Annotated in this window: 28 protein-coding genes; 4 read left to right on the top strand and 24 right to left on the bottom strand. The window is 69.7% G+C overall.

Annotated elements, in window-relative coordinates; genetic code table 11:
- Positions 1-244 precede the first annotated feature (244 nt).
- From RUR_RS23275 to RUR_RS23260, 4 genes are all read right to left on the bottom strand, one after another.
- A complete protein-coding gene (locus tag RUR_RS23275) occupies positions 245-976 on the bottom strand; it encodes an alpha/beta hydrolase (protein ID WP_283137287.1) in 732 nt (243 codons plus the stop codon).
- A 13-nt stretch (positions 977-989) separates the two neighbouring features.
- Positions 990-1,310 carry an ATP/GTP-binding protein gene (locus tag RUR_RS23270; protein ID WP_283137286.1) on the bottom strand — a complete coding sequence of 107 codons (321 nt, stop codon included), beginning with the start codon at positions 1,308-1,310 and terminating at the stop codon, positions 990-992.
- Entirely contained in the window at positions 1,307-2,965 is a 1,659-nt protein-coding gene (locus RUR_RS23265) for a 3-hydroxyacyl-CoA dehydrogenase family protein (RefSeq protein WP_283137285.1), read from the bottom strand. Before RUR_RS23265 ends, RUR_RS23270 begins: the two co-directional genes overlap by 4 nt.
- 320 nt (positions 2,966-3,285) lie before the next feature.
- Entirely contained in the window at positions 3,286-4,512 is a 1,227-nt protein-coding gene (locus tag RUR_RS23260) for an MFS transporter (protein WP_283137284.1), read from the bottom strand.
- 114 nt (positions 4,513-4,626) lie between these two features.
- On the opposite strand from RUR_RS23260, the gene RUR_RS23255 reads away from it, so the two are divergent.
- Positions 4,627-5,301, top strand: a complete 675-nt coding sequence (locus tag RUR_RS23255; RefSeq protein ID WP_283137283.1) for a FadR/GntR family transcriptional regulator — start codon at positions 4,627-4,629, stop codon at positions 5,299-5,301.
- An 18-nt stretch (positions 5,302-5,319) separates the two neighbouring features.
- Positions 5,320-5,979: an endonuclease NucS gene (gene nucS / locus RUR_RS23250; protein ID WP_283137282.1), complete on the top strand. Its 660-nt coding sequence runs from the start codon at positions 5,320-5,322 to the stop codon at positions 5,977-5,979.
- A 60-nt stretch (positions 5,980-6,039) separates the two neighbouring features.
- On the opposite strand, the gene RUR_RS23245 is transcribed toward nucS, so the two are convergent.
- On the bottom strand, positions 6,040-7,674 hold the full coding sequence (locus RUR_RS23245; RefSeq protein WP_283137281.1) for a GMC family oxidoreductase: 1,635 nt from the start codon (positions 7,672-7,674) through the stop codon (positions 6,040-6,042).
- 455 nt (positions 7,675-8,129) lie between these two features.
- On the opposite strand from RUR_RS23245, the gene RUR_RS23240 reads away from it, so the two are divergent.
- Positions 8,130-8,711: a TetR/AcrR family transcriptional regulator gene (locus RUR_RS23240; protein WP_283137280.1), complete on the top strand. Its 582-nt coding sequence runs from the start codon at positions 8,130-8,132 to the stop codon at positions 8,709-8,711.
- Positions 8,712-9,166: 455 nt separating this feature from the next.
- Entirely contained in the window at positions 9,167-9,757 is a 591-nt protein-coding gene (locus RUR_RS23235; RefSeq protein ID WP_283137279.1) for a cob(I)yrinic acid a,c-diamide adenosyltransferase, read from the top strand.
- A gap of 10 nt (positions 9,758-9,767) precedes the next feature.
- On the opposite strand, the gene RUR_RS23230 is transcribed toward RUR_RS23235, so the two are convergent.
- From RUR_RS23230 to RUR_RS23140, 19 genes are all read right to left on the bottom strand, one after another.
- Positions 9,768-10,301, bottom strand: a complete 534-nt coding sequence (locus tag RUR_RS23230; RefSeq protein ID WP_283137278.1) for a hypothetical protein — start codon at positions 10,299-10,301, stop codon at positions 9,768-9,770.
- 29 nt (positions 10,302-10,330) lie between these two features.
- Positions 10,331-11,308: a hypothetical protein gene (locus tag RUR_RS23225; protein WP_283137277.1), complete on the bottom strand. Its 978-nt coding sequence runs from the start codon at positions 11,306-11,308 to the stop codon at positions 10,331-10,333.
- Positions 11,309-11,333: 25 nt separating this feature from the next.
- Positions 11,334-11,879: a hypothetical protein gene (locus RUR_RS23220; RefSeq protein WP_283137276.1), complete on the bottom strand. Its 546-nt coding sequence runs from the start codon at positions 11,877-11,879 to the stop codon at positions 11,334-11,336.
- 102 nt (positions 11,880-11,981) lie between these two features.
- Positions 11,982-12,380, bottom strand: coding sequence for a DUF2550 domain-containing protein (locus RUR_RS23215; RefSeq protein WP_283137275.1), 399 nt, complete (start codon positions 12,378-12,380; stop codon positions 11,982-11,984).
- A gap of 19 nt (positions 12,381-12,399) precedes the next feature.
- Positions 12,400-12,786, bottom strand: a complete 387-nt coding sequence (locus tag RUR_RS23210; protein ID WP_283137274.1) for a F0F1 ATP synthase subunit epsilon — start codon at positions 12,784-12,786, stop codon at positions 12,400-12,402.
- Between the two features lie 62 nt (positions 12,787-12,848).
- A complete protein-coding gene (gene atpD, locus RUR_RS23205) occupies positions 12,849-14,279 on the bottom strand; it encodes a F0F1 ATP synthase subunit beta (RefSeq protein ID WP_283137273.1) in 1,431 nt (476 codons plus the stop codon).
- Between the two features lies 1 nt (position 14,280).
- Complete coding sequence (locus RUR_RS23200) at positions 14,281-15,183, bottom strand: F0F1 ATP synthase subunit gamma (RefSeq protein WP_283137272.1); 903 nt, start codon at positions 15,181-15,183, stop codon at positions 14,281-14,283.
- On the bottom strand, positions 15,183-16,835 hold the full coding sequence (atpA, locus tag RUR_RS23195) for a F0F1 ATP synthase subunit alpha (protein WP_283137271.1): 1,653 nt from the start codon (positions 16,833-16,835) through the stop codon (positions 15,183-15,185). The genes RUR_RS23200 and atpA overlap by 1 nt, the downstream gene beginning before the upstream one ends.
- 49 nt (positions 16,836-16,884) lie before the next feature.
- A complete protein-coding gene (locus RUR_RS23190; protein WP_346349060.1) occupies positions 16,885-17,700 on the bottom strand; it encodes a F0F1 ATP synthase subunit delta in 816 nt (271 codons plus the stop codon).
- A gap of 19 nt (positions 17,701-17,719) precedes the next feature.
- Positions 17,720-18,280, bottom strand: coding sequence for a F0F1 ATP synthase subunit B (locus RUR_RS23185; RefSeq protein ID WP_283137270.1), 561 nt, complete (start codon positions 18,278-18,280; stop codon positions 17,720-17,722).
- Between the two features lie 30 nt (positions 18,281-18,310).
- Positions 18,311-18,541 carry an ATP synthase F0 subunit C gene (gene atpE, locus RUR_RS23180; protein WP_283137269.1) on the bottom strand — a complete coding sequence of 77 codons (231 nt, stop codon included), beginning with the start codon at positions 18,539-18,541 and terminating at the stop codon, positions 18,311-18,313.
- Between the two features lie 95 nt (positions 18,542-18,636).
- Positions 18,637-19,428, bottom strand: coding sequence for a F0F1 ATP synthase subunit A (gene atpB / locus RUR_RS23175; RefSeq protein ID WP_283137268.1), 792 nt, complete (start codon positions 19,426-19,428; stop codon positions 18,637-18,639).
- Positions 19,429-19,573: 145 nt separating this feature from the next.
- Positions 19,574-19,789 carry a hypothetical protein gene (locus tag RUR_RS23170; protein ID WP_283137267.1) on the bottom strand — a complete coding sequence of 72 codons (216 nt, stop codon included), beginning with the start codon at positions 19,787-19,789 and terminating at the stop codon, positions 19,574-19,576.
- A 123-nt stretch (positions 19,790-19,912) separates the two neighbouring features.
- A complete protein-coding gene (locus RUR_RS23165; RefSeq protein ID WP_283137266.1) occupies positions 19,913-20,338 on the bottom strand; it encodes a Cg1360 family ATP-synthase-associated protein in 426 nt (141 codons plus the stop codon).
- A gap of 183 nt (positions 20,339-20,521) precedes the next feature.
- The gene (locus tag RUR_RS23160) at positions 20,522-21,817 is read right to left on the bottom strand and encodes an MraY family glycosyltransferase (protein ID WP_283137904.1); all 1,296 of its coding nucleotides are present in this window, start codon (positions 21,815-21,817) and stop codon (positions 20,522-20,524) included.
- Between the two features lie 110 nt (positions 21,818-21,927).
- Positions 21,928-23,187 (bottom strand): serine hydroxymethyltransferase, encoded by a 1,260-nt coding sequence (locus tag RUR_RS23155; protein WP_283137265.1) that lies wholly within the window; start codon positions 23,185-23,187, stop codon positions 21,928-21,930.
- Positions 23,188-23,306: 119 nt separating this feature from the next.
- Entirely contained in the window at positions 23,307-23,720 is a 414-nt protein-coding gene (locus RUR_RS23150; RefSeq protein ID WP_283137264.1) for a hypothetical protein, read from the bottom strand.
- The gene (locus RUR_RS23145; RefSeq protein WP_283137263.1) at positions 23,717-25,018 is read right to left on the bottom strand and encodes a hypothetical protein; all 1,302 of its coding nucleotides are present in this window, start codon (positions 25,016-25,018) and stop codon (positions 23,717-23,719) included. Before RUR_RS23145 ends, RUR_RS23150 begins: the two co-directional genes overlap by 4 nt.
- Positions 25,019-25,153: 135 nt before the next feature.
- A complete protein-coding gene (locus RUR_RS23140; RefSeq protein ID WP_283137262.1) occupies positions 25,154-25,816 on the bottom strand; it encodes an L-threonylcarbamoyladenylate synthase in 663 nt (220 codons plus the stop codon).
- Positions 25,817-25,840: the final 24 nt, after the last annotated feature.

Genomic DNA, 25,840 nt, shown 5'->3' with positions numbered 1-25,840 from the left:
TGTTGACACTAGCCTCTGACGCCCCCGCTGCCACCCCTTGACTTTGATCTATCTGGTCAACGACCCTGAATCCCAGCCATCCCCCGTCGCCGCCGTTCAACCCTGCGCGGGTACGGCCGACGGGCGGCCGGAGCCTCCCGACCACGCCGCGAACAGACGGCATCGTACGGCCCCAAGCCACCCCAAGACGGCCCGGCCCAGCCCGTACGGGCCCGTGGCACCTCGAATCCAGGCGGCTCCGGGCTCAGGCGGTGTGCTCGGCCCAGGGAGCCAGTTCGGTGCCGAGTGGGTACGCCTCGGGGTTGAGCCGCTTGACGATCTCGTTGAGGACGACCCGTACCCGCGGCTCGCCCACCCACAGGTGTTTGGCGCCCTCGGCGTCGATCACCTCGGCCTGGGGTACCCGGGCGAACCGCTCGCGCGCCTGCTCGGGGCGGAGGTAGTCGTCGAGTTCGGGGACGAGGGCCACCAGCGGCCGTCCGAACTCGGCCCAGGCGTCGAGTTCGGCGTCCCCGGCGCGGCGCAGCGGCGGCGAGATGAGGATCGCCCCTTCGACGAGGGGGTCGCGCCCCCACTTCAAGGCGAGTTCGGTGCCGAAGGACCAGCCGACGAGCCACGGGTGGGGCAGGCCGTGGAACTCGGTGTACTCCAGCGCGGCGGCGACGTCGAACCGTTCGGCGTCCCCGCCGTCGAACGCCCCTTCGGAGGTGCCCCGCTCGGAGGCGGTGCCCCGCGTGTTGAACCGGAGTACGGCGAGACCGGCCTGCGCGGGCAGGCGGTAGGCGGCTTTGCGGAAGAGGTGGCTGTCCATCATGCCGCCGTGGGTCGGCAACGGGTGGAGGCAGACCATGGTCGCGACGGGGGGACGGTCCGCCGGGACCGCCAGCTCCCCGACGAGTTCCAGCCCGTCCGCGGTGTGCAGCGTGATCGGCTCCCGTTTGGCGGGAAGCACGGTGCTCGCCGAGATGTGTTTCACTACCCCTCCGTTGTCAGTACCGGGTACGGCCCGGTCCGCGATCGACGCGCTTGCGCCAGCAGCCGCCGTGCCAGTGCCTGCGCTCTCCTTCCCCGTCGGCCCAGTTGGGCCAGGTGACCAGGTGGGGGGTGCCGGGCTGGATCTCCTGCTGGCAGCCGGGGCACCGGTAGACCTTGTCGGTCCCGCCGCCGGTCACCGTCCGGACGACCCATTCGCCGTCCGATCCTTCTTCGACGTTCTCGATTCCGGTCACGGTCCCGCCGACGGGCCGGGCCGTACCGGCGCGACCGCCCCGGTCGAAGGGGTCGCGGCGCCGGGAACGCCGGGGGCTCACCGGAACGCCTGGACGCCCGCGGTCACGAGCTGGTCCAGCAGCGGTGCGGGGGCGTAGGCGGGTTCGCGGTACTCGGCGTAGAGCGCGCGAAGCCCGTCGCGCACGGTCTCCAGGCCGATCCGGTCGAGCGTCTCGAACGGGCCGACGGGGTAACCGCACCCCAGCCGCATGGCCGTGTCGATGTCCTCGATCGAGGCGTAGCCGGATTCATACATACGTACAGCGTCATTCAGATAGGGATAAAGCAGGGCGTTGACCACGAACCCCGCCCGGTCCTTGCATCGTACGGGCTCCCGCCCAAGCCGGCGTACCGCGTCCAGTACGGCCGACACGGCGCTCTCCTCGGTCCGTACCGTGGCGGCGACCTCGGCCACCCGGTCCCCGACGAAGTGCAGCCCCACCACCCGGCCCGGATGCGACAGCCCGGCCGTCAGCTCCACCACCGGAATACTCGCGACCGTCGTCGCCACGATCGTGTCCGGCCCGGCGATCTCGTCCAGGCCGGCCAGCACCGCGCGCTCCAGGATCCGCTCCTCACCGGCCGCCTCCACGAGCAGCCCCGCCCCGGCGAGCCCGGCGATCTCGGTGACGCCGCTCACCCGGGCGTCGCCGGGAAGGTCCGTCGCGGCGATCGCCTCGTCGACCTCCGCGGCGCTCCGGGCCGTGAAAACCACCTCGAAGCCCGCCCGGGCGAACTCCGCCGTCACCCGGCGGGCCTGCTCCCCCGAGCCCACCACCCCGACCCGCTCGATCCGGGCGGCGGGCACGCCCTCCTCGGCCGGGCCGCGATCGGCCGGCGGGCGGTCGTAGGAGTGGAAGCCCCGGCCGCTCTTGCGGCCGAGCAGTCCGGCGGTGACCAGTTCGCGCAGGATCGGCGCGGGCGCGTGCCGGCGGTCCCGGCTCTCCCGGAACAGCACCTCGCAGACGCCGTAGGAGGTGTCCAGGCCGATCAGGTCGAGGAGGGCGAACGGCCCCATCGGCAGTCCGGCCCCGAGCCGCATCGCGGTGTCGACGTCGTCGCGGGAGGCGATCCCGGCGTCCAGCAGATGCGCGGCGTGGTTGAGATAGCCGAGCAGGAGCCGGTTGACCACGAACCCCGCCCGGTCGCCGACCGTCACGGTCGTCTTGCCCAGCCGGGCGACAAACTCGGCCACGTCCCGGGCCACGTCGTCGGGGGTGAGCACCGTCCGGACGATCTCGACCAGGCGCATGATCGGCGCCGGGTTGAAGAAGTGCACGCCGATCACCTGTTCGGGCCGCCCGGTCGTCGCCGCGATCGCGGTCACCGAGAGCGAGGAGGTGTTGGTGGCCAGGATCGCCGACGGCTTGCAGACCCGGTCCAGCTCGGTGAAGAGCCGGGTCTTCAGCTCCATGACCTCGGGGACGGCCTCGACCACCAGGTCGACGTCGGCCAGGTCCGCCAAGGAGGCCGAGAACGTCACCCGGCGCAGGATCAGGCTCTGCTCCTCGGCCGTGAGCTTGCCCCGGGCGACCGCGCGATCCGTCGACGCGGAGAGGTGGCCCACCCCGCGCTCCAGCGCCGCGGCGTCCATCTCGATCCCGACGACGTCGATGCCCGCACGGGCGAACACCTCGGCGATCCCGGCTCCCATGATCCCGAGTCCGACGACCCCCACCCTGCGAAACGTCCGCATACCACTGCTCCTCATCGGCCCGACCAACCGCCGATCAGTCTCCCAGAGCCCGTCTTCTCCCCCGCACCCGGCACCGGACCGGTCAAGGGTGGCCCAACCGTGGGCGGCGTTGCTCGCACACCGTTCGCATGATCGTTGTGGTGTGTGTCCGCCGGCGGGCGCGGACAGCACAATGATCATCCGGACGCTGTCCCGGCCAAGCTGCCAAAGGCCGCAGACCGGACACCCCCGCCCTGAACCGGCGGAAGGCGTGGTACGGGCGATGCCGGACCACGCCTTCCGCCGTACCGGGCCTCGTTCCCGACGCACGTCGAAAGCGGTCAGGTGGCGCGGGCGGTCTCGTCTTCGAGGTAGCGGCGGCCGCCGACGTACAGGCCGGTGAGCAACTGGATCGCGATCGCGCCGAAGAGCAGGGCGAACGGCGCCGTCCAGCCCCCGGTCGCGGTGTAGAGGACACCCACCAGAAGGGGACCGAGCCCGGCGATGAGATATCCGGCGCTCTGGCCGAACGCCGACAGCGCGGCGGTCGCCGAGGCGGTACGGCTGCGCAGCGCGAACAGGGTCAGCGCCAGGGGGAACGACCCCATCCCCACCCCGACGAACATCGCCCAGATCCACGAGGGGTCCAGCAGCAGGCCGGCGAAGCCGACGGCGTAGAAGGCGATCAGCACGACGACCAGGACCCGCTGGTCGGCCAGACGGGCCGCGAGCGCCGGGATCAGCGCCGAGATCGGCACGCTCAACCCGGTGAAGACCGCGAGGGTGAGACCGGCGTCGGCCGCGGTGTACCCGCCGTCCAGCAGGATCTGGGCGAGCCAGCCGAACATGACGTACGCCACCAGGGACTGGCTGCCGAAGTATCCGGCCATCGCCCACCCGAGCCTGCTCCGCAGCAGCGAGGAGATCGGGGTGTGCCCGCCCGCCTCGGCGGTCCGCCCGGGCTCGCGCCCCCGCAGGGCGAGCCAGGGAATCACGGCGACGGCGGCGAGCGCGGCCCAGCTCCCGAGGGCGAGGTGCCAGTCCCCGCCGGCGGCCCGCTCGATGGGGATCGTGGCGGCTGCCGCGATCATGGTGCCGACGGCGAGCGCCGTCGCGTACACGGTGGTCATCAGGCCGACCCGGGTGGGGAAGTGCCGCTTGACCAGGGAGGGGATGAGCACGTTGCCGACGGCGCCACCGGCGAGCGCCACGGTGCTGGCGACGAGGAAGAACGCCGCCGAGTCGATCATGACGCGGACGGCCAGCCCGGCGCTGAGGGTGACAAGGGCCAAAAGGAGGAGGCGGTGCTCACCGATCCGCCGGGCGAGCGCCGGGGTGAATGCGCCGAAGACGGCGAAGCAGATGACGGGGAGGGCGGTGAGCAGCCCGGTGAGCAGCCCGGACAGGCCGAGGGTGCCCCGAACGTCGCCGAGGAGCGGGCCCACGCTGGTCACGGCGGTGCGGAGGTTGAGGGCGGCGAGCACGATACCGAGCACCAGGAGCCATACGGCTTTCGCGGGCACACGCGCCGCGATCGCGGCCGGCTTCTCCGGTGCGAGCGTCGTCATGATGTGTCATCCTATCAAGCAAGAAGCGGGTCATCCATTCATAGGATGAATCTACCAACGACTACACTAACCACCGACAGCGCGGTCCGCATTCCGGTTTTCGGGAGTTCTCCGTTGACACTTCGATCCACCCAGCGATCCGCCCTGGTCGACCAGGTCATCGCCCAGCTACGCGCCGAGATCTCCTCCGGTGAGTGGCCTGTCGGCAGCCGCATCCCCACCGAACCCGAACTCGCCGCCACGCTCGGCGTGGGACGGAACACCGTCCGCGAAGGGGTGCGCGCGCTCGCCCACGCGGGGCTCCTGGAGATCCGTCAGGGATCGGGCACCTTCGTCCGCGCCGGGAACGAGTTCGCGGGAGCCGTGCACCGCCGGGTGGCGGCCAGCGAGGTCCGGGAGGCCTTCGAGGTCCGCCGGGCCCTGGAGGTCGAAGCCGCCCGGCAGGCCGCGCGCCGCCGTACCGAAGAGGATCTCGTCGGGATCAAGGCCGCGCTGGCCGGCCGGGAGTCCGCCTGGACCGGAGGCGACGTCAACAGCTTCGTCGAGGCCGACGCCCGGCTGCACCAGCTCATCGTGGCCGCCGCGCACAACTCCCTCCTCTCCGACCTCTACTCCGACATCGGCGACGCCGTGCGCGCCACCCTCCGGCACGGGGTCGGCGACGTGCTCTGCGAGGAGCGCTACGTCGACCACTCCCGGCTCGTCGCCGCCATCGCCGACTCCGACGCCGAGACCGCGATGCGCGAGGCCGCCGACTACCTGCATGACCTCCTCGACGACTTCCACTGAGCGGTAGGGTTGCCACCCATGCGGCTCGTCATAGCTCGATGCAGTGTGGACTACGTCGGACGGCTCACGGCCCACCTGCCGATGGCCACCCGCCTCATTTTGATCAAAGCGGACGGTTCCGTCTCCATCCATGCGGACGACCGTGCCTTCAAGCCGCTCAACTGGATGAACCCGCCGTGCAAGCTCAAGGAGGACGGCGACACCTGGACCGTCACCCACGGCAAGACCGGCGAGCGGCTCATCCTCACCGTGGAAGAGGTCGTCCACGACTTCAGTCACGAACTGGGCGTCGACCCCGGACTCCGCAAGGACGGTGTCGAGGCGCACCTGCAGGAGCTCCTCGCCGACAACATCGGCACCCTCGGCCAAGGCTGGAGCCTGGTCCGGCGGGAGTACCCCACCGCGATCGGCCCGGTCGACATCCTCTGCCGCGACGAGGCCGGGGCCACCGTCGCGGTGGAGATCAAGCGCCGGGGCGAGATCGACGGGGTCGAGCAGCTCACCCGGTACCTGGAACTGCTCAACCGGGACCCGCTGCTCGCCCCGGTGCGGGGGATCTTCGCCGCACAGGAGATCAAGCCCCAGGCCCGGGTGCTCGCCGGAGACCGGGGAATCTCCTGCGTCACCCTCGACTACGAGGCCCTGCGCGGCATCGTCCGCGAGGACACCCTCTTCTGAGCCGCCGGGCCGTACCGGTGTCCGCCGATCGGCGGACACCGGGATCCGGGGCCGCCGGGGTCACCCCCGGATCAGGTCCCGGCCGGTCGGCTCCCAGCGCAACGCCGACTCCTGCGGCGCCAGCGGCTCCCGCCCGGCGATGAGGTCGGCGGCCCGCTCGGCGATCGCGATCGTCGGCGCGTTGGTGTTGCCCCGGGGGATCGACGGCATCACCGAGGCGTCGACCACGCGAAGCCCCTCGACCCCGCGCACCCGGAGCTCGGGGTCGCACACCGCCTCCTCCGATCCGCCCATCGCACAGGTGGAGGTGGGGTGGTAGCAGGTGATCAGATGGGACCGGACGAACTCCTGGAGCTCCTCGTCACCCGTGACCTCCTCGCCCGGGGTGTGCTCCCCGGCGCAGGAGCGGGCGAGCGGCGCGCACTGCGCGATCTCCCGGGCCAGGCGTACCCCGGCCACCAGCGGCTCCAGGTCAGCCGGGTCGACGAGGTAGCCCGCGTCGATCGCCGGCTTGTCCTGCGGGTCGGCCGAGCTCAGCGTGATCGCACCTCGGGAGGCCGGTGCGAGCAGGGTGACCAGGACCGACATCAGGCGTTCGGAGGGGGGCGTCAGTCCCTGGTCGGCGAACGGCGACGGCAGGACGTGGAACTGGACGTCGGGCGCCGGCAACCCCTGGCGGGTCCGGACGAAGCCTCCCACCTCGGCCAGGTTGGAGGTGAGGGGGCCACGTCCGGCCAGCTTCCACTTCATCCGCGACGCGGAGGTGTCCTCCTCCCAGAGCCCCTTGACCCCGGGTGTCTTCCACATCACCACCACGGCCGGGTGGTCCTGCAGCCCGGTGCCGACCCGGGGGCTGTCCACCACGACCTCGATCCCGTGCTCCCGGAGGTGCCCGGCGGGCCCCACCCCCGACAGCATCAGCAGCTGCGGGCTGTTCACCGCGCCGGCGCAGAGCACCACCTCGCGCTCCGCCTCGGCCTGGACCGTCTCCCCGTCCAGGACGTACTCCACCCCGGTCGCCTTGCCGTCCTCGATGAGCACCCGGGTGACGAGCGCACCGGTCTCCACGGTCAGGTTCTTCCGGTCCAGGGCCGGGCGGAGGTAGGCGTCCGCGGCCGACCAGCGCCGCCCGGCGCGCTGCGTCACCTGGTACCGTCCGACCCCGTCCTGGGCGTCCCCGTTGAAGTCGGGGTTGGCCGACAGGCCGTAGGCCTGCGCGGCCTCCACCCACTCCTTGGTGAGGCGGTGGACGTGACGCAGGTCCTCGACCCGGAGCGGCCCGTTCACCCCGTGCAGCGGCGAACCGCCCCGGTCCTGGTCCTCCGCGCGCATGAAGTAGGGCAGCATGTTCTCGTGCGACCACCCCGCGCAGCCGTACTCGTCCTGCCAGGTGTCGTAGTCCAGCTGGTTTCCCCGGATGTAGATCATGGCGTTGATCGAGCTGGATCCGCCGACGACGCGGCCGCGCGGCCAGTAGACCGAGCGGCCCGCGGCCTGTTCCTGCGGGGTCGTCTCGTAGTCCCAGTCCAGCTCGCTCTTGAACAGCCGGCCCACCGCCGCGGGCACCTGGATGTTGACGTCGTCGTCCGGCGGCCCGGCCTCCAGAAGCAGCACGCGGACGTCCTCGTCCTCCGACAACCGCGCGGCAAGGACACAGCCGGCACTTCCCGCACCTACGATTACATAGTCGTACACAGCGCCTCCGGAATCCGATGGTGTGCTGATCCAACCATGTGGATCCGACGCCTGTCAGCGTCCTGACCGACCCGCGGAGCCGGTGGATTTCCCAAGATCCGCTGGGCGTCGGGCCGGGACGCCCCCGTGAGCAACGGTGTACGTTGCCGAGAGATCTCCCGGTCAGCCCTGGAGGGATGGCGACACGCGTATGGCGATCATGACCGGGAACGCTCCGCACCCGCTGTCTGGGTGCGGAGCCGGATACCGGGGGGAGTACGGCGGTTACGCATCGAGACGGTATCCCTTGAGCTGATTCAGCAGCTGAATGTGATCTGCATGGTAAATCCATTTATGTGACGACATCTCACACTTCCGGGTCAAAAGATCTTGCCGATATCGTGAGGGCCCCACATCAGGACACGGCGCAGGAATGGGCGTCGCCGGCACTTTCCGACGGCCGTTCCTACCGCGGGATGACCCCTGAGCAACGATATGAAGATCGCCGCGAACGCCTGGTCGAGGCGGCTTACACCCTCTTCGCGCTGGAGGGGTTCGGTTCCACCACGATCGAGCGACTCTGCGCGACCGCCCGTATCTCCACCCGAGCCTTCTACGAGCATTTCGACACGCGCGAAGATCTCATGGAGACCGTCTACCGCCGCTGCGTCCAAGCGTCGCTCACCGTGGTGGGCACCGCGGTCCGGCAGGCCGAGCCGACGCTGGAAAGCCGGATCGAAAACGGCCTGACCCGCTACTTCGCGTGGGTGACCGAGGACATCCGACGGGCGCGCATCCTCCATCTGGAGGTGAACCGGGCCGGCGACGCCCTGCAAGCCGTACGGCGGCTCATGCTCGTCGACTTCACGGCGTTCGTGGAGGAGGCCGTCGAGGGCCTGCACGGGATGTCCCGGGAGGACCTGCGGCTGCTCGCCGTCGGGCTGATCGGCTCGATGCACGAGCTCTCGCTCGCCTGGACCCTCGCCGACGACCCCCCTCCGGTGGACCGGCTGGCCGCGACCGCGATCCACATCTTCCGGCGCGCGTTCGGCGCGTGAACGCGGCCCGGGGGCGGGCCACCACCGTGACCCGCCCCCTCTATATGAGAGGTGCCCGGCGGACCCCCGATGACCGCCGGGCACCCGTGTTCAGGCCATTCGGGCCGCCGGAGACTCCGCAGTGACCGAGAGCCGCCGGATCGCCCCGGATGACACCCTTCTCCACCTGGGATGACCTCCCGCGCACGACGCACGGTGCCGAGTGCCCACAAGCACCCCGAGACGGCTCGCCTCAGGAAACCCCCGGACACCCATGTCATCCCCTCAAGTAGGGCCGTCCGGCCTTGGCCGACCGTGACCGTTCGCCACGGACCCATCCAACCATGACGATCGCGCCACGTAGTCACACGATGTCATAACGTAATCATCCTGACAACGAACCTGGGCGCCGCGTCCCGCGACAGGAGCGGAGGCAGGAGTCCGGCATCGCGGCGGCCCGCGATAGCGTGACAAACATGACCAGAGCCGATAAAGACCAGCCGGTCGTCCTGTCCCGGATCTACACCCGGACCGGCGACGACGGCACCACCGCCCTCGGCGACATGAGCCGGACGTCCAAGACCGACCCGCGGCTGGCCGCCTACGCCGACGTCGACGAGGCGAACGCGGCGATCGGCGTCGCGGTCACGATGGGGGATCTCGCCCCCGAACTGAACGACGTGCTCGGCCGGGTGCAGAACGAGCTCTTCGACCTCGGCGCCGACCTGTGCACGCCGGTGGTGGAGAACCCCGAGTTTCCGCCGCTCCGGATTGACCAGGCCTACATCGACAGGCTTGAGGCGGAATGCGATGAGTTCAACGAGGAGCTCAAGCCGCTACGGAGCTTCATCCTCCCCGGGGGCACGCCCGGCGCCGCGCTGCTCCACGTCGCCAGGACCGTGGCCCGGCGGGCCGAGCGCACCGCCTGGCAGGCGCTGGAGACGCACGAGGACATGAACCCGCTCACGGTGAAATACCTCAACCGCCTCTCCGACCTGCTCTTCATCTTCTGCCGGCTCGCCGCGGAGGGAAACGAGGTGCTGTGGAAACCCGGCGGCAGCCGCTGAGCCGGAGCCGCTAGACGACCGAGTGGGTCACCGTCCCGCGGTAGTCGCCGTTCTGCGTGCTGAACGGAACGGAGACGACGAGCTGCGGGTTCCACGCCCCGGTGCTCCCGGTCAACAGGCCGCCCGAGTGGCTGAAGGCCGTGACCGGCGCGCCGCTGCCGCCCAGCGTCATCCGGGCCGCCCGGGTGGCCTGCCCCGGGGTGAAGATCCCGCCTCCCTGGGCCACCACGGCCGGACCGGACCAGTAGGCCACGTTGCTCACGGAGATGGTGCGCCCGCCGCCGGTGAAGTCGGTCGCGTGCACCGAAGCCGTCCAGTTCGAGGTGATGCCCAGCCGGGTGTCGGCCACGGTGACCTGGCCCAGCGCGCCCTCCAGCACGCTTCCGGGACCGCCGTGGCCCAGGGAGACCGACCCGGACGGCACCGTGATGTCCAGAGAGAGAAGCCTGTCGGGAACGGCGGCCCCGGCGACGGCCGACGACGTCGGCGTCAGGGTCGGAACCACAGCCAGCACCACGGCCGATATCGCGGCCCGTTTCCGCATGTTCTCCCCCGGTTCTCCCTCCGGCGCGGTCAGCGGCCGTCCGGTTCGGCCGGCCCGCGGGCGGCTCTCCGGCGGCGGACCACCGCGACGACCCCGAGCGCCAACGGTACCGCGACGAGTCCGCCGAGCATTCCGTACCGCGACAGGACCGAGGAGAACGGAATCACGGACCGTCCGCGCCCGCGCCCCGGAAAGGTCACGGTCGCGGTCGCCGTGCGCTCCAGTTTCCCGCTGCGCAGGGTGAGCGAGACGTCCCACGGCCCGGCCGGCACCCGCCGGTCCAGCGTGACGGTGACCGCGGCGACCGAGCCCGGCGACATCGTGACCCCCTGCTGGACGGGAAACGGCCCGGCCCGCAGACCGCCGGGCCCGTCCGACAGCGAGAGCGATCCGCTGATGTCCAGGGCCCGTTCCCCGGTGTTCCGCACATCCGCCACGAGTCGCGGGGCACCGTCCGGCGCGCGCTCCGGGGTGAGCCGGTCGACGGCGAAGTCCGACGGCGGCTCCCCTCCGGGTCCGACGTCGAGGTAGACGCGGATGCCGACCCGGCTCACCGTCCGGATCGTCCGGCTACCGCCCGGTTCCTCGGCGGTCTGCGCCCAGACCACCGCGTACCGCTCCCCGCGTGAGGCGGCCGGCGGCACCTTCACCCGCACCTCGGCCTGGGCCCGCCCCCACGCCGGCACCTGCAGCACGTCGCGATCGAGCGACATCCAGTCGCTCAGTTCGTTCGCCTCCCGGTCCCTGGCCACGGTGAACGTCCCGTCGACGATGTCCGCCCCACCCGCGTACAGGTCGACGCGCCGCGCCGACCGCGACTTGTTGATCACCTCGAACCGCCGTTCGATGACCATGCCCGGATTGAGGTGGTCGACGATGTAGGCGAGCGCGCGGGGATCGTCCCGGCGGCTCACCGGCGCCTCGATCAACCGGATGCCGATCCGGCCGTCCGCTTGCCCGGCGGATGCCGCGCCGGCCGGGGCCGCGGACGACAGGAGCGTCGCCACCCCCAGAGCGAACCCGGCGAGCAGGCTACGACAGCGAATGCGTCACCGTGCCGGAGTAGGTGCCGACCTGGGCGGTCAGCGGGATCGTCAGCACAAGCGACGGAGCCCAGGTCGCCGTGCTCCCGCCGCTGCCCCCCGAATGGGCGTACGCCGTCACCGGACTGCCGACGAGACCGAGCGGGACCCGGGCGTCCCTGGTGGCCTGCCCGGACGTGAAGGTCCCCCCGCCGAGCGCCACGGAGGCCGTACCCGACCAGTAGGCGACGCTCCCGACGGGGACGGTCAGCGCACCGGCCGTGAAGTTTGTTCCGTACACCGAGGCGGTCCAGTTGGACGTGGCCCCGCCGCGGGTGTCGGTGGCCGTGACCGGCCCCATCGGGCCCTCCAGCACGTTGCCCGGGTGCGCGGTGCCCAGCCCGAACGACGCGGGCACGGTGACGTCCAGGCTGCCCGCCGAGACGGTGAAGGTGACGATGGTGTCGCCGGTCGGCGCGGCGACCGCCGGACCGTTCAGGGCCAATGTCACGACGCCGCAGACGGCGGCGATCAGTGCGACGGATCTCTTACCCACAGCTGTTCCCCTTCGAATGAACGAAGCATTCTCGGGGGGCTGGTCCGACCTGTGACGACTACCCTAAGTGATGATATGTGAAACCCCGGGGCAACGCGCGGGTCAGGCCGCGTCGAGGTAGGCACCCGGGGGCGCGGCCTCCAGCCAGGACAGAAAGCCGGTGAGCGCGTCCTCGCTCATCGCGACGGAGACCGAACCGCAGTCGACGACCCAGAACCCCTCCGGCAGCCCTTCGGCCGGAGTGGGGAGTCTGCGGACCGAGACGACAAGACCGCGCCTCGCGATCGCGTGGCGCGGTCTCATTCTGATGTCTATCAGGGGAATCCAGTGGATCTCCCCTGCGGCGTAGCGGGCCACCCCTCGGCGCCACTTTCGCCCACCGGCTACGGGGCGCAGGTAACAGGAGACCGAGCCGCGCATCCGGGTGAGCATCACCGCCCGGAGCACCGGCAGCAGGGCAAGCGACAACACGACCGTGACGATCGCCGTAGCTTGCCCCATCCGCCTACTCCTTAACCGTTCAGACCTCTTCGCCGGCTGCGATCAGCCGGGCGCGCGCCCGCTGCACCGCCGCCGCGGACTCCCCGTCCATGCTGGCGTCGGCGCGCTGGAGCGCGTCACGCGCACGGGCGACGTCGACCTCGGAGCCGAGCTCGGCCGTCTCGGCGAGGACGGACACCTCGTTGTTGCCGACCGAGATGAATCCACCGTGGACGGCCGCGACGAGGTCGCCGCCCTCCACGCCCTTGACGCGCAGCACACCGCCCTCGACCAGGATGCCGAGCACTGGTGCGTGTTCCGGCATGATACCGATCTCGCCGTCAATAGTCTTGGCGATGACCATGTCGGCTTCGCCCGACCAGAGCTCACGCTCCGGCGAGACCACTCCGACCCGGAGCTTTGCCACTACAGCCTCCTAGCTGAGCCCTCGGTACGGCCGGCGCTCGGCGCCGGCCGTACCGGGCGACGTCACTGAGCGAGTTCCTTGGCCTTCGCGATGGCCTGCTCGATACCACCGACCATGAAGAACGCCTGCTCGGGCAGGTGGTCGTACTCACCCGCGCACAGACCCTTGAAGGACGAGATGGTCTCGTCCAGCGGGACGAACTCACCCGGCTGCCCGGTGAACGCCTCGGCGGCGTACATCGGGTGGGACAGGAAACGCTCGATCCGGCGAGCCCGGTTGACCGTGACCTTGTCCTCTTCGGAGAGCTCGTCGATACCCAGGATCGCGATGATGTCCTGCAGTTCCTTGTACTTCTGCAGGATCCGCTTGGTCTCCTGGGCGACCGCGTAGTGCTCCTCGCCGATGATCTGCGGGTCGAGGATCCGGGACGAGGAGTCCAGCGGGTCCACGGCGGGGTAGATCCCCTTCTCCGAGATCGGCCGGGAGAGAACGGTCTGCGCGTCCAGGTGCGCGAACGCGTTGTGCGGGGCGGGGTCGGTGATGTCGTCCGCGGGCACGTAGATCGCCTGCATGGAGGTGATCGAGTGGCCGCGGGTCGAGGTGATCCGCTCCTGCAGCACGCCCATCTCGTCGGCGAGGGTCGGCTGGTAACCCACGGCGGACGGCATCCGGCCGAGCAGCGTGGAGACCTCCGAACCCGCCTGGGTGAACCGGAAGATGTTGTCGATGAACAGAAGCACGTCCTGCTTCTGCACGTCCCGGAAGTACTCCGCCATGGTCAGCGCGGACAGCGCGACCCGCAGACGGGTGCCCGGCGGCTCGTCCATCTGGCCGAAGACGAGGGCGGTGTCCTTGAGGACGCCCGCCTCATCCATCTCGGTCCAGAGGTCGTTGCCCTCACGGGTCCGCTCGCCGACGCCCGCGAAGACCGAGGTTCCGGAGAACTTCAGGGCGACCCGGCGGATCATCTCCTGGATCAGAACGGTCTTGCCGACGCCGGCGCCGCCGAACAGACCGATCTTCCCACCCTTCACGTACGGGGTGAGCAGGTCGATGACCTTGATCCCGGTGGGCAGCATCTCCGTCCGCGACTCAAGCTGGTCGAAGGCGGGGGACGGCCGGTGGATCGGCCAGCGCTCGGTGACCTTGAGCGAGCTGGTGGGCACGTCCAGCGTCTCGCCGAGCGTGTTGAAGACGTGTCCCTTGACGACGTCGCCGACCGGCACCGAGATCGGGGCGCCGCTGTCGGTGACGACGGCTCCGCGGACCAGGCCGTCGGTGGGCTGCATGGAGATGGCGCGGACCAGGTTGTCCCCCAGGTGCTGGGCGACCTCCAGGGTCAGCTTCTTGGTCTCACCGCCGAGGGTGACCTCGACGTTGAGCGCGTTGTACATCCCCGGCATCGCCTCGACGGGGAACTCCACGTCGACGACGGGACCGGTGACACGGGCCACCCGGCCGGCGGCCGTGGTGGTGTCTACCGAAACAGTCATTTCACTCTTTCCCGGCTCCGGCGTCAGCGAGCGCGTTGGCGCCACCGACGATCTCGCTGATTTCCTGGGTGATCTCGGCCTGTCGTGCCTGGTTCATCTGCTGGGTGAACACCCGGATGAGCTCGTTGGCGTTGTCCGTCGCCGACTTCATCGCGCGCCGCCGGGACGCGTGCTCCGACGCGGCCGACTGCAGCAGCGCGCTGAAGATCCTGGACTCGACGTACCGCGGCAGCAACTGGTCGAGCACCCCGTCGGCCGACGGCTCGAACTCGTAGTACGGCATCGGGCCGGTGTCCGGCGGACGCTCGGTCTCCTCGACCTCCAGCGGCAGGATCCGGGTGACCGTCACCTGCTGCGTGAGCATGGACACGAAAGCGGTGGAGACCACGTGGATCTCGTCGATGCCGTTCTCGTCCCGGAAGGACTCGATCAGCGCGTCGGCGATCTCCTTGGCGTTGCCGTAGGCGGGTGCGTCGGAGAACCCCGACCACTGCCCGCCCATCTCCCGCGAACGGAAGCTGTGCCACGCGATGCCCTTGCGGCCGGTGACGTACGGAGTCGGCTCGATCCCCCGGTCCCGCAGCAGACGGCTCAGCGCCTCGGCCTCCCGGAGGATGTTGGCGTTGTACCCACCGCAGAACCCGCGGTCGCTGGTGATGACCAGCAAGCCGGCGCGCCGGGGGTTCTCGGCCTGCACGGTCAGCGGGTGGTCCACCTTGGCGGTGTTGCTGAGCACGCCGGACACCGTACGGGTGATCTCACGCTCGTACGGCAGCGCGGCGTGCATCCGCTGCTGGGCCTTGACGATCCGCGACGAGGCGATCAGCTCCTGCGCGCGCGTGATCTTGGCGGTCGACCTGACCGACTTGATCCGCCGCCTGAGCAGTCTGAGCTGGGCACCCATTACGGCTTCTCGGTCTTGGGGCGGACGTGCTTGACGATCTTCTCCTGGCCGACGTCGCTGTCCTTGAGCGCCGCGACCGGCTCGTCACTGATCAGCAGCTCGCCCGCGGAGGTCTCGAAGCCCTTCTTGAACTCCGTGATGGCGTCCTTGAGCGTGGTGACCGTGTCGTCCCCGAGGTCCTTGAGCTCCCGGATACTGTCCAGGACACCCTTGTACTCGCGGCCGACGTAGTCGAGGAACTCCGCCTCGAACCGGCGGATGTCCTCCAGCGGGACGTCGTCGAGCTGCCCGGTGGTCCCGGCCCAGACCGAGACGACCTGCTTCTCGACCGGGAACGGCGTGTACTGCGCCTGCTTCAGCAGCTCGACCAGGCGACCGCCGCGCTCCAGCTGGGCACGGGAGGCCGCGTCCAGGTCGGAGGCGAAGGAGGCGAATGCCTCCAGGTCACGGTACTGCGACAGCGACAGGCGGAGCGTACCGGCGACCTTCTTCATCGCCTTGATCTGCGCCGAACCGCCGACTCGGGAGACCGAGACACCGACGTTGATGGCCGGGCGGACACCGGCGTTGAACAGGTCCGTCTCCAGGAAGCACTGTCCGTCGGTGATGGAGATGACGTTGGTGGGGATGAACGCGGAGACGTCGTTCCCCTTGGTCTCGATGATCGGGAGTCCGGTCATCGAACCCGCGCCCAGGTCGTCGGAGAGCTTGGCGCAGCGCTCCAGCAGCCGCGAGTGGAGATAGAAGACGTCGCCGGGGAACGCCTCACGGCCCGGCGGACGGCGGAGCAGCAGCGAGACGGCGCGGTAGGCGTCGGCCTGCTTGGTCAGGTCGTCGAACACGATCAGAACGTGCTTGCCCTGGTACATCCAGTGCTGCCCGATCGCGCTCCCGGTGTAGGGGGCGAGGTACTTGTAGCCCGCGGGGTCGGACGCCGGAGCGGCCACGATGGTGGTGTACTCCATCGCGCCGGCCTCTTCCAGGCGGCCCTTCACCTGGGCGATCGTCGAGCCCTTCTGGCCGACCGCGACGTACACGCAGCGAACCTGCTTGCTCGGGTCGCCGCTCAGCCAGTTCTCGCGCTGGTTGAGAATCGTGTCCACCGCGATCGCGGTCTTGCCCGTACCGCGGTCACCGATGATCAGCTGACGCTGGCCGCGGCCGATCGGCGTCATGGCGTCGATCGCCTTGAGGCCGGTCTGCAGCGGCTCGCGCACCGACTGGCGCTGGACCACCGAGGGGGCCTGCAGCTCCAGCGCACGCCGTACCTCGGGCTCGATCGCGCCCTTGCCGTCCAGCGGGTTGCCCAGCGGGTCGACCACGCGGCCGAGGAAGTTGTCGCCGACCGGTACGGACAGGACCTCGCCGGTGCGGCGGACCGTCTGCCCTTCCTCGATGTTGCTGAAGTCGCCCAGGATGACCGCACCGATCTCCCGGACGTCCAGGTTCAGCGCCAGTCCACGTGTGCCGTCCTCGAACTCAAGCAGTTCGTTCGCCATCGCCGAGGGAAGGCCGGAGACATGGGCGATGCCGTCGCCTGCATCGACGACGGTCCCGATCTCCTCGCGCGCGGCACCTTCCGGCTCGTACGCCTGGACGAAGCGCTCAAGCGCGTCCCGGATCTCGTCCGGCCGGATCGTAAGCTCCGCCATCTTCGTCTATCTCCGATTTCTCAGGGTTGTGTTACCCAAGGCTTGCGGGTCAGCCGGCGAGCCGCCGACGGACTTCTTCAAGACGACCCGCCACGGTGGTGTCGATGATCTCGTCGCCCACGCGAACCGAGAATCCACCGAGCACCTGCGGGTCGAGATCGACGTTCAGGTGAACGTCATGTCCGTACGAGGCTCGCAGCCAGGCCGTGAGCCGCTGCTTCTGCCCGTCGGTCAGCGGCACCGCGGTGCGGACCACCGCCACGAGCCGCCGGCGCTGGAGGGCAGCCAGCCGTCCGAACTCCTCAAGCCCTCTGTCCAGGCTACGTCCTCGCGGGTGTGCCACGAGCTGCCTGACCAGCTGAAGCGTGGCAGGCGCGGTCTTGCCAGAGAGCAGTTGGTCAACGAGCGCCAGCCTCGCCTCCACCGGAGCGGCGGCGTCGGCGAGTGCTCGGCGCAGATTCGGGTTACCGTCCACGACGCGGCCGAAGCGGAACAGCTCGTCTTCGACGTCGTCGAGCTGCCCCTGCGCCTCGGCCTGGGCGAGCGCGGCGATCACGCCGAACCGCTCCAGCGCGTCCGGCAGGTCACCCGCCCGCGACCACTTGGCCCCGACGGCCGCCACGACCGTTTCCAGCACGGCTTCACTCACCCGGCCCGAGAGCAGGGTACGGACGGTCGCCGCCTTGCGCTCGGCCGTGGCCGACAGGTCGGTGAAGGTACGGCGGAGCCGGTGCTCGCGGTCGAGCAGCGAGACGACCGCGAAGAGCCCGTCGGCCAACTCGGTGAGGTCGGCGCTGCCGGCGATGCCGTTGAAGCGCTCCTCGAGCTCGGCCAGCGAGGCCCGGCTCATCCCCATCATCGTCATGGTCGCGCCCTATCCGTCGTCACGAGCCGACCCGCTCCCGCGACTGGTCGTCCAGCTCATCCAGGAATCGGTCGATGATCCGGCTCTGCCGAGCCTGGTCCTCGAGCGACTCGCCGACGATGCGGCCGGCCAGGTCGACGGAGAGACGGCCGATCTCCGAGCGAAGCTGAACAAACGCCTGCTGGCGGTCGGCCTCGATCTGAGCGTGCGCGGCCTCGATGAGCCGGCGTGCCTCGGCCTGGGCCTCCTCGCGGAGTTCGGCCTTGATCTGCGCCGCCTGCTCGCGGGCCTCCGCCGTGAGGCGCGCGGCGTCGTGCCGGGCCTTGGCGAGCTCTTCCTTGTAGGACTCGAGGGTGCTCTGGGCTTCCGCCTGGGCCTTCTCGGCCCGCTCAATCCCGCCCTCGATCGCCGCCGTGCGCTCGGCCAGCGTCTTCTGGATGCGAGGCACCAGAATCTTGCCGACCACGATCACCACGACGAAGAACGCCAGACCGCCGACGACCAGCTCGTAGGTGTGCGGCAGGAGCGGGTTGTTACCCTCTTCCGACGCCACCGTGAAGAGTGAAGCTGCGAGTGTCATGGTGCAGCCTTTCGTCAGGGATGGATGTGGCTACAGGTTGTTGTAGATGAAGGGGGCGACCAGACCGATCAGGGCGAGCGCCTCGGTGAAGACGAAGCCGAGAAGCATGTTCTGACGGAGGAGGCCGTACGCCTCGGGCTGACGGGCGATGGCCTGCACGCCCTGACCGAAGATGATGCCGACGCCGATACCGGGGCCGATCGCGGCGAGACCGTAACCGATCGAACCGAGATGACCGCTAACCTCAGCGAGGAGACCCATTCTTCTTATCCTTTACTGGTCGGCCGATGGAGGTTCCACCGGTCTGGACTTGCGTCGGGAGGCGTCTGCCGCCGGGGGCCGCAGACCTGGCTTGACTAGTGCTCTGCGTGCAGCCCCTGGCCGATGTACATCGCGGCGAGCAGGCTGAACAGGAACGCCTGCAGGAACTGGATGAACATTTCGAAGGCGGTCATCAGAATCGTCATCACCACGCCGAGCACGCCGAGCGTGAATCCGGCCGGCGTGAGGTGGGTGATCAGGAAGTGGAAGCCCACCAGGCTGAAGAACGCGAGGATGATGTGACCGGCGAACATGTTCGCGAAGAGCCGGACCGCGTGGGTGAACGGCGCGAAGATCATGTTCTGCAGGAACTCGATCGGCGCCAGCAGGACGTACATGAACTTAGGCACGCCCGGCGGGAACATCATGCCCTTGAAGTAGCCGACGAAGCCCTGGTGCCGGATGCCCAGATAGATCTTGAGCAGGTAGATGATGATCGCCAGCACGGCCGGGAAGGCGATGTGCGAGTTGACCGGGAAGTTGATGCCCGGCACCACGGCCAGCAGGTTCCAGATCCACACCAGGAAGAACAGGCTGAGGAGCAGCCCCATCCACTTGTCGGTGTCCTTGCCGAGGAACGGGCGGCCGACCTGGTCGCGGACGAACGTGTAGCCCATTTCGCCCACGTTCTGCAGCCCGCGGGGCACCAGCTTCGGCTTGGCGAACGCGGACCAGGCGAGGAGGCAGATGCCCAGCGCGCTCACCACCGCGAGGACCACCGGCTTGGTCAGCCAGAACGGGGCGCCTTCCCAGAGCGGCGGGAGCTGGAAGATCTCGACCCCGGGGGCCTTGAACTCATCGTTGGCGACAATCGCGAACGTGCTCACTCGGCCACCTCGTTCAGGAGCTCGATGACAAGTTTGCGAACGCTACTGCGCTTGTCTGTCCGCTCGCTACGCTCGCGCACGGGCGTTCCCTTCAAGGTAAAGACGGGCAAAAGGGGCTTGATCGGCGGGAGGCCCCGATCCTGGGTCAGCGGCCGTATTTCAGATAGACCAGGTAGATGGCGAGCCCGAGACCGACGAGAAGGCCTATGGGGATGAAAGCGTCCACGCCAGTTAACCGGCTCAACAACCAGCCAGCTCCACCCCAGATCACCATCCCCGAGATCAGATAGCTCGGGGCGCTCCAGGCGGTGTTGGCGAAGTCGCGGCCGTCGTCTTCGGGCGGTCGCTTCTGTACGCTCATCGCGAGCCCGACGATAGCAGGCGTGGTGAGGACTAGTCATATCGGGTGCCACCCGAAGCGGCGTTTCACCGGTTATGTCGATGAATTTGTTATGCGGAATCTGGCCGACGGTCAGAACGACGGTCATGGCCCGTCCTTCATACCGGGAACCTGGGTGCCGGGCTCGACGTAGAGCATCCGCGTCTTCATGAACGCCCGGGCCTCGGCCGCGAGCCAGACGACGGTGCAGGCGACGACGGTCCAGGCGAACGCCTTGGGATGCCAGATCGAAACGTCTTTGAACGCCTGGAGCGAGACGGCGATGACGACGAACTTCACGGCGTAACTCAGAATGGCCGCGACCATCATCATCTGCGGCGAGATACGGCTCGCCCAGGAAACCACGAACAGGCCTATCGAGAAGAAAAATGCGACGAGAAACACACCCATCGCGGCGCCGACCGCGCCGGTCACGCCGGTGGTGAACGCGGCGATCAGGACGGCGGCCAGCCCGGCCAGGGCGGTGGGAATCACGGCGTCACGAAGCAGACGTACGTCGTTGGGCTGCATTTGCGCTCCGGAGTCGTCGGGAAACAAGGGTCTCGTCACCGGGGGTGGCCCCCGACTCTCAAGCAAGCCTGCTCGTGAAAGATATCACAAGCTCCGCAAAAGCGCCTTTACCAGCCCGTTCACCGGCTCCGCACGGGCCGGTGCGGCGGAGAGTCGACGGCCTGCCGAGTACAGAAACGGTCGCTAGACGTGACGAGAACGCAGCGAGACCTCGGGCCCCTGGCTTTCCGGACTCGCGTACTCACCTGGGTCACCGCTGTACTCGGCGATGGGTTCTCGGAACTCCTCGTCGCCCTCGGGCATGCGTGCCGCCTGGTCGCCGGAGGGCGCCGAACCCGGCTGCGGCCTGGGCTTACGCCGCGTGCCGCCGCCCGGCCTGCCCCGATCCGAACCTGAACGCCCGGCGTTGCGTGACTTCCATCGGGGCAGCGTCATCAGCACCAGTGCCCCCACCGCGATCACACTCATGGAGACCAGGACGACGATCGGCGAACCCCACAGGGAGAAGGCCATCACCGCGGTCGCGAACATCGTCGCCCAGAGATACATGATCACCACGGTTCGCCGGTGGGAGTGGCCGATCTCCAGGAGCCGGTGGTGCAGGTGCTTCTTGTCGGGGGCGAAGGGCGACTTGCCGTAGGAGGTCCGCCGGACCACCGCCATGATCAGGTCGATCAGCGGCAGCAGCATCACCGCGACCGGGAGCAGCAGCGGGAGAATCGTCGGGAACCGGTTGACGTCGTCCACGACTTTGGCGTCGATGCTGGTCAAGATGATCGAGGCGGCGAGGAACAGGCCGATGAGCATCGAGCCCGTGTCACCCATGAAGATCCGCGCGGGGTGGAAGTTGTGCGGCAGGAATCCCAGGCACATCCCGATCACGAGTGCGCTGATCAGCGTCGACAGGGTGAGCCGGGAACTCCCGTTGAAGATCGTCAGGGCGTAGGCGTACACGAAGGTGGCCAGCGACGCGATGCCCACCAGGCCGGCGGCGAGGCCGTCCAGCCCGTCCACGAAGTTCACCGCGTTGATCATGACCACCACGACCAGGATGGTCACCGGAACCCCGACGACCGGGTCGAGGATGTAGTTCCAGCCGAACGGCAGCGGGATCGACGGGAGGCTGATCCCGCCGTAGACCAGCAGGCTTCCGGCGCCGACCTGACCGCCGAACTTGATGAAGGGGTCCATGCCCCACCAGTCGTCCAGGAAGCCGGTCACCACGATCAGCCCGCCGGCCAGCAGCAACCCGGTGATCGCCTGCGGATAGGTCTGCCCGATCGCCTCGCCCAGCCTGAGCTGGCTCACCAGGAGCAGACCCGCGACCATCCCGCCGAACATGCCGAGCCCGCCGAGCCGGGGGGTGGGAACCGAGTGCACGTCGCGATCCCGGACCTCGGTCATTGCCCCGATCTTGAGCGCGAACACCCGGACCAGTGGCACCAGCAGATAGACCACAACCGCTGCGACCAAAATCACAAGTAAGTATTCGCGCACGCCCTCAGTCTCCCGAACTCACCGTGTGCATGTGACCGCAAAGTACACAGAGGTACCCGACGATCCGTCCGGGTGGGCCTGCAGGACGCCACTCACTCGGGATAGGCACGGTGCCTGGCCACCAGGTTAGCGACCTTGGTGGCGATCGTCTGCGCCGAAGCCGGATTTTTTACCGCGTCGGCGATCCACGATGCGATCTCCTTCATCTCGGCGACGCCCATACCCTGCGTCGTCACACAGAGCGTCCCCACCCGGACACCCGAGGTGACGGTTGGAGGCTCCGGATCGTAGGGAATCACGTTCTTGTTCACCACGATCCGGGCGTCCGCGCACCACTGCTCCACGTCGACCCCGGTGACGCCGAGCCCGCGTACGTCGACGAGGGCGAGGTGGGTGTCGGTGCCCCCGGAGACCGGCCGCATCCCCTCCCCCGCCAGGGCCTCGACGAGGGTACGGGCGTTGCGGACGACCGATTCGGTGTAGTCGGCGAAGGACGGGTCCAGCGCCTCCCCCAGCGCGACCGCCTTGGCCGCGATCGTGTCCATCAGGGGGCCGCCCTGGACGAAGGGGAAGACCGCCTGGTCGATCCGGGGGGCGAGTTCCGCCGTGCAGAGCACCCCGCCGCCGCGCGGCCCCCGCAGCGTCTTGTGGGTGCTGAAGGTCACCACGTCCGCGTGGGGCACCGGTGAGGGGACGCTCCCGCCCGCCACCAGCCCGATGAGGTGGGCCGCGTCCACGACGAGCCAGGCGCCCACCTCGTCGGCGATCCCGCGGAAGACCGAGAAGTCGATCGTCCGCGGGTACGAGGTGGCGCCGCAGATGATCATTTTGGGCCGGTGCCGGAGGGTCAGGTGGCGTACCTCGTCGTAGTCGATCAGCTCGTCGTCCCGGCGCACGCCGTACGGGACGATGTCGAACCACCGGCCGGAGAAGTTGAGCCGGGAGCCGTGGGTGTAATGCCCGCCGTGCGGCAGCGCCAGGGCGAGCACCGTGTCCCCGGGCTGCAGGAGCGCCGCGTACGTCGCGAGGTTGGCGGAGGTCCCCGAGTACGGCTGAAGGTTCACGTGATCCGCGCCGAACAGGCGTTTCGCCCGTTCGTTGGCGAGGTTCTCGGCCCGGTCGACGACCTCGCAGCCCCCGTAGCAGCGGCGGCCCGGATAGCCCTCGGCGTACTTGTTGGTCAGGGTGGATCCCAGCGCGGCGAGGACGGCGGGCGAGGCGAGGTTCTCGCTCGCGATCAGTTGCAGCTCGCCGCGGAGCCGGTCGAGTTCGTCCAGAAGCACCTGGGCGAGCTCGGGATCCCGACTCTGCAGGAGATCGAAGTCCGGTCCGTAGTACGGGGTTCCCTGCATCGGATCACTTCCCGGTAGGGCGGCTTACCGACCACTGTATGACCGCCTGTCCCGGCCGTAACCTCGCCTGATGCGATCTTTACGCCATCATGACAAGCATCCGGAGAACGCCCGTCCCCTCAGCGCAGCACCTCGGGGGAGTTCTTCGCCGGAATCCACTTGGGCACCGCCTCCGACCCCGCCAGCCTGCTGATCGCCCCCAGGATCGTCGCCCGGTAGGCGATCAGGTCCTGCCGCCACCTGGTCAGGTCCTGCACGTACCGCTCGGCCACCGGGGCGTCCCATACGTCCTTGGACCGGGCCATGGTGAGCACCGGGTCGAGGATGGGGGTCAGCTCGTCCAGCAGCTTCTCCACCTGCCGCCAGAGGATGATCAGCTTCTCGTACTCGGGGTTGAACACCCAGCTCGGCGCGGCCCCGCCCGGTGTGTGGCGATCCAGCAGGCCCGGGGCCGGCATGCCACCGCTCTCCGGACCGGCGCCGCGGCTCGGATAGGTCGGCGCCGGCGGGTCGTCGTACCGGTTCTCCGTCATCGGCCCTCCTGTTCCGCCGGCCCCTGCGGCTCGACCGTCCCGGGGGGCCCGTCGGCGTACCCGCTCCACGGCCCGGACCCGCGCGGCGTCGCACCGCCCTGCGTCCCCTCCGGTCGCGCCGGGGTCGTCTCGGTCACGATCGGATCGTACGGGCGCCGCCCGGCGCCTCCCTGGCCCGGATCGGCCGGCGTCGATCCGTCGGCGTCCTGGCGAAGGCGGGACGGATCGGGGGTTTCGACCGGCACCGGTCCACCCTGCGGGGCCCGGCCCTCCCCCGCGACGGGCGAACCCGGCGCCGTCGAGCCGGGCGGCTCAGACCCACCCGGCGGAGATTCCATGCCTACCTCCCGCACCGGCGGTTCGGCGACCCCGGGATCGGACGGTGCCGGCACACCGGCCCGCTGGTCCGAGCCGGACGAATCCGAAGGTTCCGGGAAGACGGGGCCATCCTGCGGGGCCCGGCCCTCCCCCGCGACGGGCATACCCGGCGCCGTCGAGCCGGGCGGCTCAGACCCACCCGGCGGGGACTCCAGGCCCACCTCCCGCACCGGCGGTTCGGCCACCGCCGGATCGGACGGGGCCGGCACGCCACCGCTTCGGCCCGAGCCGGACGGATCCGAGGGTTCCGGGAGGACGGGACCGCCCTGCGGGGCCCGGCCTCCGGCGCCGCCCTCCGCCGATCCGGCGGTCTGGGGCCCCATCCCGGCGGGCCGGTCCTGCGCCGGCGGCGCGGGCGGCTCGGCGCCCGGCCCTTGCGGGGCTATCTCCCCCACCTTGCGTCCCGCCGGGCCTTCCGCGAGGGGAAGCACGTCGCCCCCGGGGCCCGGCTCCATCGGAGGGACCGCATGGCGGGGCAGCTCGGGCTCGGTCTTCGGCTTCGGCGTGGCCGGAGGCGGCTCGGCGGGCGAGGGCATCTGCGGCTGGCGCCTGGGGGTCTGCGGCTTCCGCGGCGGAGCCGCGCCCTGCCGGGTGCCCCTGCCGTTCTTCATGGGCGGCGGGGTCCTGCGCTGCGGCGTGACGGCCGGTTTGGGGGTGGTGCGCCGTGGCGGCGCCGGCGGATTGAGCCGGAGCCGCTCCTGCTTCTCCAGGACGGCCAGCCGGGCCCTGACGTCCCGGACCAGGTCGAGACCGAGGTCGGCGAGCTGGGCGGGCCTCTTGGGAACCGGGGCCGGGACTCCGGCCGTGCTCATCAACTGAGTGATCTTGGCATCGAGCGCCTGGATGCGCTTGGCACGGTGCTCAAGGTCGGTGAGCATCTGGCGGACCAGCTTCGGGTCCATGCCGTTGAGTTTGCCCATGGGCGTCTCCGGAGGTTGATCGGGAGTGCCGACCCTCACGGTACACGGGCATCGCCTCAGGATCCCCACCAACTTCGGCGACAATATGAACACACCTGGACACGGTGTGCCCCGGGTCGCGGCGGCCCGGGCCCGCTACCCGTCGGCGGACGGCTCGTCCGTGGCGAGGAAGCCCACGATGGCGCGGATCTTGTCCGCCGGGATGGCACCCCGCCGCAGCAGGCGCGGGATGGGGGTGGTGAGGTCCAGGATGGTCGAGGGCGTCCCCGCGTGGCAGGGGCCCCCGTCCAGGTAGACCGAGACCGAGTCGCCCAGCTGCTTCTCCGCCTCGTCGGCGGTGGTCGCCGGGGGACTGCCGTGCCGGTTGGCGCTGCTCACCGCCATCGGACCGGTCTCCTTGAGCAGCTCCAGGGCGACCGGGTGGAGCGGCATCCGGACCGCCACGGTGCCCTTGGTCTCCCCCAGGTCCCAGCTCAGCGAGCGGTTGGCGCGGCACACCAGGGTGAGCGGACCGGGCCAGAACGCCTCGACGAGATCGTTGCCGGCGACCCCGAGGTTGTCGATGAGCGCGCTCGCCGCCCGGACCGTGCCGACCAGGACGGGCACGGGCACGTCGCGCCCCCGCCCCTTGGCCGCCAGCACCGCGTTGACGGAGGAGAGGCTGAAGGCGTCGCCGCCGACGCCGTACACCGTGTCGGTGGGGAGCACCACGAGTTCCCCGGCGCGGACCGCGGAGGAGGCCGCGAGCAGCCCGTCGGCCCGCTGTTCGGGGTCGGCACAGTCAAAACGTCGGCTCACGGCGACAATCCTTCCACGATCGGT

The organism is Rhizohabitans arisaemae, assembly GCF_025996515.1.
In the GTDB taxonomy this organism is placed as follows: domain Bacteria; phylum Actinomycetota; class Actinomycetes; order Streptosporangiales; family Streptosporangiaceae; genus Rhizohabitans; species Rhizohabitans arisaemae.
This window is presented reverse-complemented; position numbering and strand designations above follow the sequence as displayed.